The 17,750-nt window shown below is 43.6% G+C and carries 9 protein-coding genes; all 9 read right to left on the reverse strand.

Going from position 1 to position 17,750, the window contains the following annotated elements; translation table 11 throughout:
* Window positions 1-60: 60 nt before the first annotated feature.
* Entirely contained in the window at window positions 61-1,656 is a 1,596-nt protein-coding gene (locus ABTV71_RS21010) for a RagB/SusD family nutrient uptake outer membrane protein (RefSeq protein ID WP_433900931.1), read from the reverse strand.
* A gap of 40 nt (window positions 1,657-1,696) precedes the next feature.
* The gene (locus ABTV71_RS21015; protein WP_433900932.1) at window positions 1,697-4,663 is read right to left on the reverse strand and encodes a SusC/RagA family TonB-linked outer membrane protein; all 2,967 of its coding nucleotides are present in this window, start codon (window positions 4,661-4,663) and stop codon (window positions 1,697-1,699) included.
* 11 nt (window positions 4,664-4,674) lie between these two features.
* Window positions 4,675-7,260 (reverse strand): alpha-amylase family glycosyl hydrolase, encoded by a 2,586-nt coding sequence (locus ABTV71_RS21020; RefSeq protein WP_433900933.1) that lies wholly within the window; start codon window positions 7,258-7,260, stop codon window positions 4,675-4,677.
* Between the two features lie 195 nt (window positions 7,261-7,455).
* Complete coding sequence (locus ABTV71_RS21025; RefSeq protein ID WP_433900934.1) at window positions 7,456-8,466, reverse strand: LacI family DNA-binding transcriptional regulator; 1,011 nt, start codon at window positions 8,464-8,466, stop codon at window positions 7,456-7,458.
* Window positions 8,467-8,992: 526 nt separating this feature from the next.
* Window positions 8,993-10,276: a Gfo/Idh/MocA family protein gene (locus tag ABTV71_RS21030; RefSeq protein WP_433900935.1), complete on the reverse strand. Its 1,284-nt coding sequence runs from the start codon at window positions 10,274-10,276 to the stop codon at window positions 8,993-8,995.
* Between the two features lie 109 nt (window positions 10,277-10,385).
* Window positions 10,386-12,227, reverse strand: coding sequence for an alpha-L-fucosidase (locus ABTV71_RS21035; protein WP_433900936.1), 1,842 nt, complete (start codon window positions 12,225-12,227; stop codon window positions 10,386-10,388).
* Between the two features lie 53 nt (window positions 12,228-12,280).
* Window positions 12,281-13,246, reverse strand: coding sequence for an SGNH/GDSL hydrolase family protein (locus ABTV71_RS21040; RefSeq protein ID WP_433900937.1), 966 nt, complete (start codon window positions 13,244-13,246; stop codon window positions 12,281-12,283).
* Between the two features lie 29 nt (window positions 13,247-13,275).
* Window positions 13,276-15,918: an alpha-L-fucosidase gene (locus ABTV71_RS21045; RefSeq protein WP_433900938.1), complete on the reverse strand. Its 2,643-nt coding sequence runs from the start codon at window positions 15,916-15,918 to the stop codon at window positions 13,276-13,278.
* Between the two features lie 72 nt (window positions 15,919-15,990).
* Window positions 15,991-17,748, reverse strand: a complete 1,758-nt coding sequence (locus tag ABTV71_RS21050; protein WP_433900939.1) for a RagB/SusD family nutrient uptake outer membrane protein — start codon at window positions 17,746-17,748, stop codon at window positions 15,991-15,993.
* Window positions 17,749-17,750: the final 2 nt, after the last annotated feature.

Consider the following 17,750-nt stretch of genomic DNA (forward strand, 5'->3'; position numbering starts at 1 on the left):
TATAAATCTTTTCTTTTTCCATTTCACAGATGGAATATGGGTTTATCATTCGATAAGCAATTAATTATAGCCCGGATTTTGCACGAGATTGGAATTGGCAATCAGATCTGCAGCCGGGATCGGGAACAAAGTCCGGTAGCTCGGTACTGCCTGACCGGCTAACACGCCACCCTTAAATGGCCAGAGATAATTATCGCCGGTGAATTTGCCATAACGGATTAAATCCGAGCGTCGAAATCCCTCCCAGTACAGTTCTTTCACCCGCTCATTCAACACGTTATCCAAAGAAAGATTGGTCAGGTTTCCACTGGTATTCCCATAAGCACGTACGCGCAATTTATTGACATAATCCAGGGCTTTAGCCACTGTTCCTCCCGATCCACCCCGCAAAGTACCTTCAGCGTAGATCAGGTGCATTTCTGCCAGACGGATCAACGGAAAATCCACCGAAGCGACAAAACCTTCTGCAGCGGTAGGCGCAGTCTTGCCATCTTTATTCATGTTACTAAATTTAGTTACAGCCAGTCCCTGCTTATACACGGCAATATCTTCGATCTTCACACTGGAATTCAAATGAAACATGGCGCGTTTGTCTGTGGCTCCAGAATAGTCACCAAAAATTGCAGCGATGTTGTCGCGTACCCTATTTCCGGCCCATCCACCACCAGGGACACCAAAAGAAGTCGGATTCATGGAAGCATCAATCGCGGCATTGATCAGGTAAGTCGTCCCACCTTTACTTTGGGTCTTTGTGCCATCATAAGGTAGATAGAATATAAATTCTGGATTGTTGACATCATTATCCGCACGAAATAATTCGCCATAGCCTGTACTCAGGCGATATCCTGAGTTTAGCACTTTCTCGGAATAAGTAATCGCTTCGCTGTATTTTTTATTGCCAGCCCCCAAATAAACTTCGGCATTGAGGTAAAGTCTGGCCAGCAAACCCCATGCTGCCACTTGGTCTACCCGTCCATACACATTCTGCTTTGCACCTTTCAACTGTTCAGCTACGGCCAGCAGTTCCTTTTCCACATATGCAAAAAGATCCGGTCTTTTAATCTGAGGCGGCGGAACCTTGCCCACAGCAGTTTCTTCGGTCACAAAAGGTGGATTGCCAAAAAGATCCAGGAGTACCCAATAGTTATAAGCACGTAAGAATCGCGCTTCGGCTCTATAGTATGCAATTTCTGCTTTATCATCGTCTGATATGCCACGTTCGCTCAATTTTGCGTCTGTACTCTCCCGTAGAAACTCATTGACCAGGGTTGCGCTGTAGATACAGCGTGTGTAAAGACCACGCAACATTGGATTGCTATCGTCAAAATTAAGATAATCCAGGCCGCTGATACCCGGGTCGTTCAACCAGGCACAGGCAGCCTCGTCTGTTGTCAGTTCCTGCGCATTCCAAAAAAGGCGTAAAAAATCAGAAGTCCCCGGATCCAACCCACCCAGATCAGAATTATTGGGTCCGGCTGTACTTGGCATGGTCAGACTACCGTAAAGTCGCGCAAAGGCCATGGTATACCCCTTAAAATCTTTGTAAGCCACATCGGCAGTCACGTCATTGGTCGGCTTCAGATCCAGATCTTTATGGCAGCTGGATAAAGCCAATGCCAACAAACAAGCCGATATATAGTTATTTAGTTTTTTCATTTTTGTTCGTGTTAATTACAATGTTTACAGATTCACCTTCCTAAAAATTGACATTGATCCCCAAAACATAGGTACGTGGCCGTGGATAGAAACGGTCGTCGATACCATTTGAAATTTCAGGATCCACCCCCTTGTACTTGGATACGGTAAATACATTCTGTACTGTTGCTGAAATCGATAGATTAGCCTTGCTGTTCCGTAAAAATTGACCAAACTGGTAGGACACATTGAAATTATCCATCTTCAGGAAAGAAGCATTTTTGATGTAATAATCACTTTGCAGCTGTTTTTCCTTGAAGTTGCTGTTCAGAAAATCCACCGGTGCATTATTGATCACCAAGGAAGCCTGGTCGATCACATTATAGCTGCTGCCAAAGTTTGACGAAACGTTGTCATAGACGTAGTTATCCAAATTAGCCCTTAAGGTTGTTGTTGCCGACCATTTTTTATAGGAATATGCAGCGGTGAAGCCCAGTAAGTATTTTGGCAATGGAGACTTATACATATAACGGTCGCTGTCGCTGATGACTCCATCACCATTACGGTCCACATACAGACCTTCTACCGGTTTCCCCGCTTCATCATAGACCTGTTGAAAGGGCCTAAAGCTATAGGGGGTATAACCGACCATATGTGCCTGTATATTATTTCCGGTTCCACCACGGATTCCGCCGGTTTCAATTATAAAATTCGGATCATCTGATAAGGTCAAGTTGGTCACCTTACTGTGGTTGTAGGTAAAGTTAATTCCAAAATCCAGTGTGGAATGTTCGGATTTGACGGGTACTACATGCAGGTTGACCTCCAGCCCCTGATTTTCCATATTGCCGACATTGGTGAGCAGAAAATTGCTAAAGTTAGATCCAACAGCAATTGGTATAGTACTCAGGAGATCCTTGGTCTTTTTGGAGTAGTAATCCACACTACCATAGACCGTATTGTTATGAAAACCAAAGTCAATGCCCGCATTGTAGGTTGAAGTACTTTCCCAGCGGATATCACCATCGTAAACGACTGGCGAGTACAGGTAATAATATTCATTTCCAAAACGGTACATTGACTGGTCACCACCTATGGTATAATTTGGCATATAGGAATAGTTGGCAATACCATCCTGTTGTCCTGTCTTGCCGTAGCTCAGACGCAATTTTAAATCAGAGATCGTCTGTTGATCTTTTAGGAAACTCTCATTTTTTGCGCGCCATGTAAAACCTACAGAAGGAAAATAGCCCCAGCGGTTGTCCTGACTAAAGCGTGAAGAACCATCGGTACGTAGTGTCCCTGAAAGCACATAGCGGTTATCGTAGGTATAGATCAGACGACCGTAATAGGATATCAGTAGATTTTCAGGCCGGTCAAAAGGCAAGTTTACCGAGGTTAAGACCTCCCCAGCTTCATTGGTACGGGCAAAATTATATGATTTTGTGCTATTTTTATAATAGCCATAGCCGACTGTCGCGTCTATATTACTTTTTATTGCCGGTAATTCTTTATCATATTTCAGATAGAACTCCAGCGTTTTGTTGTTGATGTCGGTTTTATATTCTGTACGCTCACCGCCCTCATTAAAATTACGGGCCGCAATCGCTGGCGTAAATGTATTCCCCTTGGACCGTGCCAGATCATAACCAACATTCAAGTTGGCATGTAATTCCGGAAGAAAATGAAAACTATAATCCACCTTTGCATTTCCGATGCTTCTGAAAACATCGCCATTATCTTTGCGTAAATCCAGCAATGCAAGTGGGTTGCGTGGCGCGTTCGGATTAGGCTTCCCACCTTGGATCCACTCGTAGTATCCCCCAAAGCTGTTCTTGTCCTCTACATAGACCGATTGTGTCGGATCAAATTGAATTGCTGTTCCGATAGCATCCTGTGTTGCAAATTTCGACTTCGACCAAGTGCCGCGTACATTTACGTCCAATGAAAGATGATTATCCAAAAATTTCGGGGTCAAAGCCAATGCCGCTGTTGTCCGCTTTAGGTTATCATTCTTCAGCACACCGTCCTGGTTCATATATCCCGCAGAGACACGATAAGGCATATTGCCTGCTTTAGAAGCAATGTTAACGTTGTTGTCCGTAGTAAAGGCGTTACCATAGATTACATCCTGCCAATCGGTATTGGCAGTTCCCAGCAGTTTTTTCATGGCATCAGAACCATTCGCATTAACATAGTCCCGAATCTGATCCGCATTGAGCAACTTCACTTTATTGGCTACTGTTGCGAGTGAATTCTGTGTAGAAAAATTGATCTGCGTTCCCGAACGGCTACCTTTTTTTGTTGTAATCAGGATAACCCCATTGGATGCACGCGAACCATAGATAGCTGTCGCGTTAGCATCTTTCAGAATGGTGAACGTCTCAATATCATTGGGGTTGATTAAGCTCAGCGGGTTTGCTATCCCTGATACCGATCCACCGGCTAAAGGTACTCCATCTACGACGATCAGTGGATCGTTGCTCGCATTCAATGAGGCGCCTGTACGGATACGAATTGTACTCCCTGCTCCGGGCTGCCCGCCACTTGTGGTAATCTGTACTCCAGGTACCTTCCCCATAATTAATTGCTCGGGGGAGGAAATCTGTCCTTTCTGAAAATCCTTGGCCGTAACGGTACTGATTGAGCCGGTCAGTTCACTTTTCTTTTGCGTACCGTAACCGATCACCACGACTTCCTCCAACTCACTTTCATTGGATTTAAGGTATAAGTTCAAGGGGTTACTACCGTCTTTTACCTGAATCAAGGTATCAAGGGAGGCATAACCGACCATACTCACCTTCAGACGCAATTTCCCCATTTGCAGTCTATCCAAGCTAAAGTCCCCATTCGCGTTGGTAGACAGCGATTTTTGGATATCCTCAAAGCGCACTGTAGCACCTACCAAGGAACTGCCTTTCTGGTCCATTACTCGCCCTCGAAGCGTAGCCTGCTGGGCAAATGCCGAAGCACTTACTCCAAGTAGCATGTTCAGGGCCCAAAATGGACGTAATAGCTGTTTGTTCATAAAATAACTGTTTATTTATTTAGTTTTGTTTTGCTTATCAATTGGTATTGCCCGGGCAAAAGGCTCAATTTTGTCTGAGCGGACCAGCTAAGCTCCTTCCCCGTAAAATTGTCTACCCAAAGTCCCTGTAATGCTTGTGGTAATACAAACTCCGCACTTTCCACCCCGAAATTGCCCAATACGCCCACTTGTTGCCCATCCTTTTCCAATAGAAAATATTTCACCGCATCTTTTACTGCCGCAGCAACGATATTTCCATTTTGAAAGATGTTATTTCGCGTTTTAAAACGCGTGAGTTTCGCATAAGTCTCAAAGAGCTGTCTACGTTCGTCTTGTTGCAGATAATTCCATAGAAGCGGTTTTTCCCCAGTTCGACCATTTTCGTCAATAGATACATCATAGCCGTATTCACCAAACTGCCAAATCATCTTAGGTCCAGGCGAAGCCAATAAAAATAGCGCCGCCAGTTCCATACGTTTTAGTGCAGTACCGAGATTCTTAATATTATAGCTACCTGCTGCGTTTCCATAGTTCAAGCACTTGAACAACAGCCGCTGTTCGTCGTGACTTTCCATATAGGATACAAAAGAGGGCTGTGCCATACCGTGACTGGAGGCAAACAATCGGCTCAGATCCGATCCATTATTTGCATTCCAGCCCATTGCTGCTTCGTTGAATACAGCATTCATATTGTTCCAGAGCATCATTCCGGATTGCGCTAGCTCGATTTCTTCCTGATCTCCACCCAGATGTTCAAGAATAATATAGCAGGAAGGATCTATGCTACGAATATGCTGTTGATATTGCTTCAAAATCGCAACACGCGATGCATCATAGGCATTCCAGGCCGACAGATCAGTCTCCAATGTGCCCGAATTTTTCTGTGTAAAGCCTTTCGAGAGATCAAAACGAAAACCATCAATTTTGTACTCTTGCATCCAATAACTCAAAGCATCCTTGACAAAAGTTTGGGTATAGCTACTTTCATGGTTAAAGTCGAAACCTACATTGAACGGATGTTTAGCAACCGTATTAAACCAAGGATTATTAGCAGCAACATTTCCCTGTTCCATATAAAGCTGTACGAGCGGAGATTGACCAAAGGCATGATTAAAAACAACGTCCAGGATAACGGCAATACCATTTTCGTGACAAGCGTCCACATAGGCTTTCAGGTCATTCTTTGATCCATAATACTTGTCCAGTGCCCGATGAAAAGATGGGTTGTAGCCCCAGGTTGAATTGCCCTCAGATTCCTGTATAGGCATCAGTTCAACGGCATTGACCCCTAAGCGCTTTAAATAAGTCAAAGAGTCTTTCAGTACAGTATACTGATGCTGTTTGACAAAATCACGGACCAACAGTTCATAAATCACCAAATCACCTTGTGCAGGTTTAGTAAAGGAGCTGTTTTTCCAGGAATAAGGCTTGGCTGGGAGATCCAATACCCCAACTATTCCATGTGCAGCTGCGGGATAAGCTGGTAGTACAGTGCTTGCCAAATCCAACGCCGGATCATTTTGCGGATCGAGAATCAGTTCGGCATAGGGATCAGCGATATACAATTGGCCATCCACCAAAAACTGATAAGTATATTTTTTGGAGAAATCCAGATTCGATACCGTGATCCACCAAGTTTTACCATCCGGTGTCTGGCTCATCGCATAGGCCGGCGAGGCTTTGTAGCCGTTGAAATCTCCCAATAAATACACACTGTTTTTTAAAGGTGCTGCCAATGCAAAGCTGACTTGGCCTTTTTCCTTATTGACCGTCGTCCCATTAGGATTAACTCCTCCTGGAAGCGCTGCAATGGCTGGTTTTGCCTGTACAAATAATTCTATTTTAGTCGTCGCTACCTTGCCGCCAGTTTCAAGACGCGCTTCAAGTTCATGCAGTCCACCGCTTTCCAAGCTGAAGGACTTTTCCAACGACTGTGCCCCGCTAGATGCCGAGATTTGCAGGCCATTGTCCCAGATGCTGATTTTTCCCGACTGGGTTGCCTGAACCTTCAGCTTTAGATTTTCACCAACAGTGTACATTTTCTCTGTGGAGATCGGATTTGTGGGTTGCAGCGTTGGGGACACAAAACGAATTGCTTGTGTATTGCTCGCCACAAGAGGTAAAAATAGATCCGAATTATTTTGGTTTCGTTGAACCAGCGATCCGTCGCCATTGCGTACCAAAAATGCCAGCTGACCAAATCGATCAGCATTGCTCAGGTTAAAAAATTTAGAGGGGGTTAATGTAAATGAATAGAGCCCGGAAGCTATAAATTTTAATTTGTAAGCGTTATCATTCTTTGACCAGTCTGTCACGACATGCTGCCAATTGCCCCCATTGACGGAAATCAATCCAGCATGTAGGTACAAATCTGCTGAACTGCCTTTTAAAGCGGCATTTCCTTTGGAAAGATCAAATTGCAAGGTAACTTCCCTATCCCAGAAAAGAAATGGAGAAGACAGATTGACGAGACCAGCTTCTTGCTGCTCATTCACAGGCGGCTGTTCAATATCAACGATATCTTTTTTATTTGCACATGATGATAATAGGACGATCATCCAGAGATACCCTATTAAACGAGTGATATGCTTCCCCATCGATAATTAGTTTTAATTGGAATCTGATAATGGGAACGTTCCCGAAATCAAGGTAAAAAGAAATCGCTTATTGCGATTTTTTGGATTCCCTTATCCAATATTTTATACAAATTGATTATTTGAATACTTTCGGGAATGTTCCCGAAAGTATTCAAATCTAAATAATGGGATTGCAAAAAACAAATATTTTTTTTCTTATCTGAGGCTAGATTTTTGAAAAATAAGCTGGGAATTAAGGTAAACCGAATTAGCAAACTTATCATTAGTTGGATCCTCCATCTTATCCAATAGGTATTTTGTTACTAATTCGCCCATTTCATAAGCAGGTTGCTTCACCACACTGAGTGCTGGATCAATCAGATCGGCAATATCCAGACAAGAAAAACAAATGATTTTGAGATCTTCAGGAATTCGAATTGCGTGCCGCTTGGCGACTCGTATACTTGAAATGGCGAGACGCTCTACCGAGGCAAATATGGCATCAGGTTTCTCCTGTTCGATCAAGCCTGCAATATCCTTCATATTTTGTTCAGCATCATTGACCGTATCCAATATAAGCTCCGGCCTGATGGGCATCCCGGCTTCCTGCAAAGCTTTTTCGTATCCATCTTTACGTACTTTACCAATGGAAACATTTGGGTTAATCGCTAAGTAAGCAATCCGCTTGCATGCATTATTGATCAAATGCTTTGTTGCGAGGTAAGCGGAATCAAAGTCATTACCCGTGATATATCCGCCTTTCCAATCGTCATAAGCACGGTCAAAAAACATAACGGGTATTCCCCGTTCTGCCAACAGTTGCAAATGCGAATGGTCTTTCCCTTCACCCGAAGCCGAAATGATAACGCCATCCACGCGCCCATTCGCTAGCGAACGCACGATGGAAGCTTCATTTTGCACTTGATGGTCGGTCACATAAATCAGGGTGTGGTAGCCCTTGGATCGCGCCACAGCTTCTATGCCTTTGATCGCCTGGGAGAAAAACTTATTACCAAATTCGGGAATAATAATCGCAATAGTCAGGCTTTTGTTCGCTTTCAGGCTACTCGCATAAACATTCGGCGAAAAACCGATTTCTTCGGCCATGGCCAAAATACGTGCTTTCGTCGCCGGATTAATATCCACGTTATCCCTGAATGCGCGGGAAACGGTCGATTTTGACAAGCCCAATCGTTTGGCCAGATCTACTATTGTTAATTGAGACATATTGGATTCCCTTTGCTTTTCGTATTTAATAATTGTTGGGTACAAATAAAGCAATTATCTGACCAGAATAGCAAATTTTCTTTTTGTCCTCTTTGTTTTAAATCAGCGGGCCATGTTTTTTTTTATCTCCCGATAAGAAAAGCAATCTAGTGATCAAATCGTGTAAACGATCATTCCAATATGCTTGCTTTCATCCGCTTTCCGTTAACAGAAAAACTTGTTTTATATGGCCTTTTGTGTCGACAGCGCTAATGCTGTCTTCGCGTTGTCTTCGTATTGTGTTCGTACCACCTTCGGATGTGGAGAATCTTGCTACGGCTATTGATCGAAAGTTGGCCAAGTAATTCCTGTTCAGGGTCTGGTCAATATCTAGTCAATAGCTGTACCATATCTGTATCGCATCCGAATAAGGTAGGAAGCAGGCACGAATCTTTCCCCACTATTTGATCAAAAATTGTGAGCGGGTGCTTAACAGGCTTAGCGTATTTTGCTAAGCCTGTTTACAATTAATCGCCCATTTTCTTTACTAGAACTTTTTAAAATCCCATTCGCCGCGATATGGACGACTGCGCATGAGGTTGGCGTATTCGTTGTCAAACTGTTCTTTCTGTGGGTTCCATTTCAGGTCTTTCTGTAGTTCATACGCTATGTTAATGGCGTTGCAGACAGAGCTTGTGCGATGTCCGACCTCCACGTCACAAATCGGCTTACTCCTTTTTTTGATCGCGTCGATCCAGTCCTGATAGTGATTATCACTATAATACAGACGGCGATCAGCAGCTGTTAATTTGAGATTTGCCAGGTTTTCCGGGTTTGAACGGATAAACTCCCGACTCACCTCAATCTTTCCTTTTTCACCAATAAACTGAATCGCATTATGTACTCCCCATTGCACATGATTTACCTTAACACCATTTGCGTAGCTAAAGGAAAGTCCCGTAGTGCTATTGGGTTGTTTCGGTGGATAAAACCGAACTGGGCCAGATTCATCCATACCCAATGCCCATTGGACGATGTCAAACATATGCGCTCCCCAATCCGTGATATAACCACCGCCAAAATCGCGATAGCCGCGCCACCATGCCCATTTATCATCTTCCAATGGCGGACTTAAGATTGGGTTATATCCCCTATAAGGTGAAGGCCCAACCCACATATCCCAGTCGAGATAATCTGGAGCTGGCATGGATGGAAGATCACATTGCTTGACCGGCTCGCCAACAGATACGTTGATTTCTTTTATTTTACCGATATAACCGTTGAGAACTAATTCTGCCGCCTGTCTAAAATTGTACGATGAGCGCTGCATGCTGCCTGTTTGAAATACACGTTTATATTTTCGGGTTGCATCGACCATTGCCCGCCCCTCTGCAATGGTGAGCGCCAGGGGCTTCTCGCAATAAATATCTTTGCCAGCTTTAGCGGCATCGACCGCAATCTGTGCATGCCAATGATCTGGCGTTGCAATGACGACGGCATCAATATCTTTTCTATTCAACAGTTCCCGATAATGCTGATACGCCTTGAGATCGGTCTGTGCCTTTGACAGTTCCGTTTGTTTTTTTGTTGTTGCAGCAATAAATGCGGCCAATTTGTTACGATCTACATCACAGGCAGCCAAACTGGCGATTTCCTTACAACGATTGAGGCCATTCATTAAGGTATAGGATTGTTTTCCTACACCAATGAATCCAAGATTGATACGATCGCTTGGTGCAAGGAATCCATTTCCGCCCAACACAACGCGAGGAACAATGGTAAAAGCCAAAGAGGATACAATCCCCTTGGCTATAAATTCTCTTCTTTTCATTCTTTGTTTATAATTTATTTTCTGTTCGTCTTTACCGACAACTTTTTAGGCTTTTGACTGCAAAATGATTTAGCTATAAATGATTTGTTCAGGTTTTCCTAAAGATAGTTTATTCTTGAATCGGAACCAAGGTAATTGACGCAATCTCGGGCAGAGTGTCGCCTTCGATGGAAGTAGCTTGCAAAATCACTTTTGTACTGGGCTCGCCAATCACTTGCTGAGATACCTCTATGATTCCCATACTCATTTCCTTAAATTTATTTTCTTGTTCAGTTATAAATTCCCATGGAAGTTGCTGACCGAGCATCGAGAGCATAATTTTTCCTCGATGTTTATTGTTGGGCAGGTAATTAATGAGCACCTTATACTTACCGGGTTTTTGAATTTTGATATCCCAAAATACCCTGTCCTCAAGATCTTTCCATTGGCCGATAGCGTTTGGACGATTGGGATCATGGGTATGTGCACCAATTATTTTCAACCCCTCCCCTTCCTGTAGTTTTGCATTATTTGCGTTCATTACAATACGCCCATCTGCCTGTGTCTGGGTCAGACTTTCCTCTACAATTGGTTTTCCCTCTATTTCAACAACAATAACTTTCGGGCCTTTACCTTTATCAAAGGTATCGACAGGAATTACAGGTTTTCCATTCTCCGAAGCTGGTTTTATTTTTGTTTTGGGTGAAGCCAAAGTATAAGCAGCTGTCACCCGGTTTTTGATAGGCAGATCTATTTTTCCACTGGCAGGGCGGTCGAAGACATGCAGGTATAATTTACCGTTCTTTTGAGTGCAATAGCCCCAATCCAAGGCCTGAAAAGGACTGGCCGTTGTTCCGTATATCGCTTCACTATTGATCTTCATCCAATCACCGATCTGTTCCATAATCCGCACCGCAGGTTCGGGAATTGCTCCATCTCCATCCGGACCGACATTCAACAGAAAATTTCCGCCTTTACTTACCGTTTCTACAAATAATTGCATGATCTTGGGAAAGCTTTTCCAGTTTTGATCGTGAGCACTGTAACCGTAACTTTCATTCATGGTGTGGCTCACCTCCCAATACATGCCAGGTAGACCTGTCGGTGGAATATATTTCTCCGGAGTTCCGATATCACCGTTTTTATTTTCAAGTCCATTCCAAAATCGATTATTGATAATAATGTTGGGCTGCCATTTGATCAGGTCGGTTAAAATATTTTTTGTGCCCCAGGCTTCGCCTTCATGCTGTTTGCTACTGAAATCGGGCCATAACATATCCAAGCGCCCATAATGTTGGGCAAGCTCTTTAATTTGACCATACAGATAGGCTTTATAGCGCTCATGATCAGGCTGGTGGTTATTCGTATTCGGGTTTAACTGAAATGCCTCATAAGAATCAGGATGCTGCCAATCCAACAGCGAATAATAAGCACCTACCTTCATTCCCTCCCGGCGGAAAGCTTCCATAATTTCGCGGTAAAGATCCCTTCCCTTTGGCGATAAATTTGCCGTACCCGTTACGTCATTGTTCAGGGCAAAAGGCTGTTGGCTATTGAATAGACTAAAACCTTCGTGGTGTCGGGAGGTCAGCACCATATACTTCATGCCCGTTTTTTTCGCAAGACGCGCCCAGGAGCGTGGATCAAAAGAACGTAATGCAAATTTTGGTTTCAGCACTTCAGCATACTGCTTACTAGGAATTTTACCCCAAGTCTGAATCCATTCGGCATAATGTTGTGGATATTGCTTTCCCTCAAAAGAACCTCCTGCTGCACTGTATAAGCCCCAATGGATAAATAGTCCAAAACGGGCTTCCTTAAACCATTCCATGCGCTTATCTTGAGTCTCTTGCCAACCAGCCGCACCTTCATAAGGTGGCGACTTGGTCTGTGAAATTGCGCCTTCATTCATGCACAGCAACATTCCCACTGCGGCTGCACACTTCCACTTAAAAAAATTGATTTTCATCATGATATAGATTTATACATAAAAGTTCACTTATTCGGAGGGCAAGCTATCGCCGATCAGAAACCCAAGGCTTTAATTTCATCCTGAATAGCAGCATATGCTTTGCTTGCATCTTCCATTGGAATTCCCTTGGATAGTCCTGGTCGTTTATGGCCTGTATAGGTCAGCCATGCGTCTTTCATCATCGTCTGCCTTTTCAAAACAAGCGTATATAACTGGCGAAGTTTTGGCTGATTGCGCAAATTGTCATCCCATGTGCTTTCAATCGGGAAATCAGGCATCAGCTGCTGTACAATTTCCTTAGCCATTAGCCAATGCCCCAACTCTCCAGGGTGCACCCCATCTGCGGCCAGCTTAAACTGAGCGTCTTTCTCGATCCTAGCTTCCAAGTAACGACGCATGCGAAAATGGAGGTCTATGATTTCCCAGGACTGCATTTTTGCATAGCCGATAAGCCATTCGGCATAGCGATCCAATACTTTATTGTAGCCATCGAGCCGAAGCTGCGGATCATCATGTACTGGGGGTGTCATCCATATCATGCGTTTGACGCCCTGATCAACCAAGCATTTGTGCAAACGAATAATTCCATCTTTATAAGCTTCAAAACGGGCGGAATCAAAAGGAAGATAAATGCCGTCATTCATACCATAACAGACGAAAACAACATCAGGCTTGATTTTATCAATCACGTTGTCCAAACGATCAAATAGACAGGGGCGTGGAAATTTTCCATCAGCATGATTCGGTTCGCTGAGTCCAGAAACGGTCTCACTTGGTAGGCCCGAATTAATAAACTGAGGTTTCCCTTTCGGGCGACTGCTCAGCAGCAGACTTTCGGTCATAGCGACGTATTGCCCAGCGTAGGTAATGCTATTGCCCAAAAAGAGCACTTTTTGCCCATCGTCCCAGCTAAAAATATCCGTTTTTTTCTGCCCAATAGCTTGCCCATACCATATACTAAAGCAGAGCAAAAATGGCAAAAAGCGTATTTTTTTTGTTTTTAATAATAAATTCAACATCGTTATAATTGATAAAGCTAATAGCTGGATTAGCCTAGTTTTATTTTTAGTGCATAGCCCAAGCTGCTGTTTTGTATCTTCTTGGGTAATTTCAATTGCAGTCCATGGTTATCCTGTTGGAAATCGATTCGACCAAACCCTAAAATTTCCACGGATTTCACTTTAGCCTTATTTTGGTTCAGGGACTGTACCTTGACGATTCCATCTTTGGGTACTACAAGAGCCATGGCATAGACAAAATCTTTCTTTTGTGTAAACCAAAAATCCGAGGCAGTAAATGCTGCTTTAAATCCCTCTTTTTCCCGTTGTTCGGTGTCTGTTATCCGAATTATTGTCGGTCCCTCGTGTGCGATGGTCCAAGGCGATGTCCCATAAACAGCTTCAGCATTGAGCCGCAACCATTTCCCTAAGATAGCAAGATTTTTCTTTACTGGTGTGGCTACATTTCCTTGTGCGTCGGGACCAATATTGAGCATATAATTACCCCCTTTGCTGACAATTTCCAAGAGCCAATACCGTAATTCATCCACATCTTTCCAATCATGATCATAAGATTTATAGCCCCAGGAATGGTTGAATGTCCCGATTGCTTCCCAAGGTTTGGTAAAACGTTCCGAAGGATCGGGAATCCGATTATCGCCCGGAATGGCATAATCGCCCATCCCATTACCGATCCGTTCGGAGACAATGATATTCGGATTGAGGTCATACACTGTTTTGTAAAAGCGAAAGCTCTGTTCGGCAGTCATCAATCCGGGCATGTCGAACCAGATATATTTTAATTTTTTGAAACGCTGTAAGATTTCCTTCACCTGCGGAATTGCTTTTTTATTCAGATAGGAAGCAAAGGAATTGGTACTGGGGTCCCAAAGGTTTGCCCCAAAGGCATCAGTTTTTTTGTTGAGCATATCATGCTGTGCTTTCGTAACGGCATATTGCGCGTCACTGCCGTCTTTCCAATCAATATTATGGGAGTAATAAACACCAAAATCAAGTTTATGCCGAAGACAAGCATCATAAAGTTCCTGAATGATATCGCGTTTAAAGGGCGTAGCCTGCTCACTATTGAATGAACTAACCATTGAACCATAGAGGGCAAATCCGTCGTGATGTTTGCTCGTCACAACAAGATACTTCATCCCTGCATCCTTAGCCATTTTAACAATTTTATCGGCATCAAAAGATTGCGGGGAGAATTGATCCGCTAATTTGGCATAGGTAGACCGAGGAATTTTTGCAACCAGTTGAATCCATTCGGCAACGCTCGGGCTACCCAAATCTTCCATTTTTTGCCCATTCCATATCCCTGCCGGAATAGCATACAGCCCCCAATGGATAAATAGGCCAAATTTCTGCTGCTGAAAATCTTTTAATGCTCTTGTCTTCTGTCTATTCATCTCCTGCCATTCCTTCATCAATTGCGTAAGCCGGTGGCTTCGCTTGTTCCAACGCATCAATGCTTCTAAATAATAATAGTCTGCATATACCAAGGGTACATCGATCTCCCCTTTATGCGGAATACTGCCCACACTATGCTTCAAGACAAATAGGCCATTTGCTCCAACCTCACTGGAGTACTTTGGCGAACCCAATGAGCGCAAGATTATCTTGGCCACATCCAAATATTCCTGCTGTTGTCCAGTTTCGATATAGTCAACCAGTTCCAGCAATGCCGAAGCAGTGACCGCCGCTGCCGACGCATCCCGTGGAATAGTCTCAAAATCTGCTTTGCGATAATTCCAGTTTGGGACAAATCCAGCTTGATTTACATCGAAATCCCATTGTGGCACCTTATCTTGAGGCAGGCGCGGATGCTTTATATAAAACTCAGCCATTTTTTGTGCAGCCTGTAAAAACTTAGGATCCTTCGTTTCACGGTACATCACAACAAACCCATACAATCCCCAGGCTTGCCCTCTAGCCCAAGCGGAATTGTCCGAAAAACCTTGCGCGGTCTCTTTGCTCAATACAGCGCCTGTGTTGGGGTCATAGGCAACGACATGATAAGAGCTAAAATCTGGACGATATTGGTTTTTTAGCGTTGTCTCCGCATGCCGAATGGCAGCATTACGGTAAATGGGATCCCCGGACAATTTGGAGGCCAGAAAAAGAAGCTCCAGGTTCATCATATTGTCAATAATGACAGGAAACTCATAGGTATGTTTACCGTCCCAGGAAGGAAATACATCCCATGATTTAATAGCACCTACCTTGGGGTTAAAACGTGTCAGCAGCGATTTAGCACTCTGAATTAAAATCGCTTTGAAAGTTGTATCTCCAGTAAGCCGATAAGCATTTCCATAACTACAATTCATGACAAAACCAATATCGTGGTGATTGGTATTGAATTGATTTTGACGTAATGAATTCGTCCATTTTAATGCTACGTCCCGCCATTTATCGTCACCGGTATAGTCAAAAACATACCAGAGACAGCCCGGCCAAAAACCGCCGGTCCAATCTCGGATATCCGTAAAAGTTGTTTTCCCGTTGCGATCTGCCGAACGTGGATACTTACTCATGTCCTTATGATCTTGATACAGTAATGCATACTGTCGTTCGGCTAAATCGAATCCTTTTTTTACGATATCACTTGTATCTGCATGCAGAAGAAAAGGATAAAAAAAGGTCAAAAAATAAATAACGTATAGGTTATATTTAAAAACAATCATATTTAGGTTTATTTTACATGAAACCGGGGATAGCTCCAAATAGCCCCACTCCCCGGTTTTATTTTACAAAAACTAGTCGATCCACCCCGGATTCTGCACCAAGTTCACGTTCATCTGTATTTCGGAGGTAGGAATAGGCCATACAGGCAAGAAATCACCCTTATAGCTGTAATTCCCAACATTTGTTCCCCAAACCTGCTTACGTCCATTCCCTGCTTGAAACACCTTCTCTTTCCAGGTTCCCCAGCGCAGTTCGTCGAAGTAATTGATTCCTTCATTCGGGAACTCCACACGACGTTCATTGCGAATACGCAGCCGTAAGTCATCCTTCCCCCCAACAGCCGTTGCAGTATTTGAATTTAACAGCGCGACACCAGCCCGTTGCCGTACTTCGTTGACTTTTGCAATAGCCTCATTCAATTTCCCATCTTCATTTAATGCTTCAGCCCACATCAGCAATACGTCGGCATAGCGAAAAATCGGAAAATCAATGGGGCCATAGTTACGATCCACGATCTCATTGACTCCTTCCGCAACAAATTTTCGGTAGAAATAAAAGAAATTGATCTGTGTATCACTCTGAATATCGCCATCTGCCTGTGCCTGTCCACGAAACGGCCAGCGCATAAACTGAAGGCTTTCCACATTGGTAAAATTATAGGCGCCCCTAAAAGTCGAATAGGGTGTCACCACATTGGCCTGCAAACGAGGATCACGATTTTCATAAGCTTTTTTGATACGCTCCTCGTTACCTTGTGGCAGGTATAGGCTCATCTTTGCTCCTCTCAACGCCGCTGCAGCCTTCTCAGCCTCCGTGAGGTTGTTGCGTAGAAAAAAAACTTCCCGTTCATTTTCAGTTAAACTACTGTATCCGGGAATGATTTTATCCCATTCAAATTTAGAACCGTCAGTATTTTCATAGAGATCGACCAAATGTGGTGAAGGCATGTAATAATTCCAGCCCCTTGAATAGACTGAGGGCCAACCGCAAAACAATTGCATATTATTTCCATAGCCTGACTCACTCCGATGCTGAATGGAAAAAATCATCTCAGGACATTGCTCATTGGCTTCCTTAAACAAAGCTTTATAATCGCCGAAGAGTGTATGGCCAGCATCTTTTACTTTTTGAAAATCAGCGGCAGCCTTTGCCCAATCTTTTCGATAGAGATAAACTTTACCCCGCAAGGCATAAGCCGCTGCCTTTGTTGCATGTCCGTAATTCGCATTGCCCGCGGGATAACGATCCGGAAAATTAGTTTCCGCAATACAATCGTTCAAGTCAGCCAATATTTGATTCCAGACCTCTTCTTCAGAACTACGCCCTTTGATGGCCTCGGCCGCCGTAAAAGGCTCAAGATAAATAGGTACTCCTTTATAGAGTTGATTGAGTCGAAAGTAAAAGTAAGCGCGTAGAAATTTAGCTTCGGCTATATATTTCGCTTTTTTTTCTGCTGTTGAAGGCGACTTTATGGGAATATTTTTCAAAGCATCGTTTGCCCGCTGAATACCTTCGTATTGGATCTTCCAGACATTCATAAATAAGGGATCGCCAGCAGTGATGGTACCCGTTAATAGGGGTTCATCAAAACGTGCTTGCCCAGTATAGGAGAAACGGTCAAACTGATAGAGTTCATAAGGTGAGATCAGTCCGCTATGCCCCATTAAGAGTCGAAAGGAACTATAGATCCCCGCAACGCCCAAATCTGTTAAATTATCGGTTGTCCACATCGTTGCAGTGGAGACCGATGAATATGGAGAGGTATCCAAAAGATCTTTTTTACACCCCACTATACTTGTTAGCAATACAATCGCCAGAATTTTTTTCATCT

Origin of the sequence: Sphingobacterium puteale, assembly GCF_050986225.1 — a bacterium.
Classification (GTDB): domain Bacteria; phylum Bacteroidota; class Bacteroidia; order Sphingobacteriales; family Sphingobacteriaceae; genus Sphingobacterium; species Sphingobacterium puteale.

Excerpts from the sequence above, each read along its gene's own strand:
- ABTV71_RS21040 (WP_433900937.1), bottom strand. The coding sequence starts at position 13,246 with ATGTTGAATTTATTATTAAAAACAAAAAAAATACGCTTTTTGCCATTT.
- ABTV71_RS21015 (WP_433900932.1), bottom strand. The coding sequence starts at position 4,663 with ATGAACAAACAGCTATTACGTCCATTTTGGGCCCTGAACATGCTACTT.
- ABTV71_RS21045 (WP_433900938.1), bottom strand. The coding sequence starts at position 15,918 with ATGATTGTTTTTAAATATAACCTATACGTTATTTATTTTTTGACCTTT.
- ABTV71_RS21020 (WP_433900933.1), bottom strand. The coding sequence starts at position 7,260 with ATGGGGAAGCATATCACTCGTTTAATAGGGTATCTCTGGATGATCGTC.
- ABTV71_RS21035 (WP_433900936.1), bottom strand. The coding sequence starts at position 12,227 with ATGATGAAAATCAATTTTTTTAAGTGGAAGTGTGCAGCCGCAGTGGGA.
- ABTV71_RS21050 (WP_433900939.1), bottom strand. The coding sequence starts at position 17,748 with ATGAAAAAAATTCTGGCGATTGTATTGCTAACAAGTATAGTGGGGTGT.
- ABTV71_RS21030 (WP_433900935.1), bottom strand. The coding sequence starts at position 10,276 with ATGAAAAGAAGAGAATTTATAGCCAAGGGGATTGTATCCTCTTTGGCT.
- ABTV71_RS21010 (WP_433900931.1), bottom strand. The coding sequence starts at position 1,656 with ATGAAAAAACTAAATAACTATATATCGGCTTGTTTGTTGGCATTGGCT.
- ABTV71_RS21025 (WP_433900934.1), bottom strand. The coding sequence starts at position 8,466 with ATGTCTCAATTAACAATAGTAGATCTGGCCAAACGATTGGGCTTGTCA.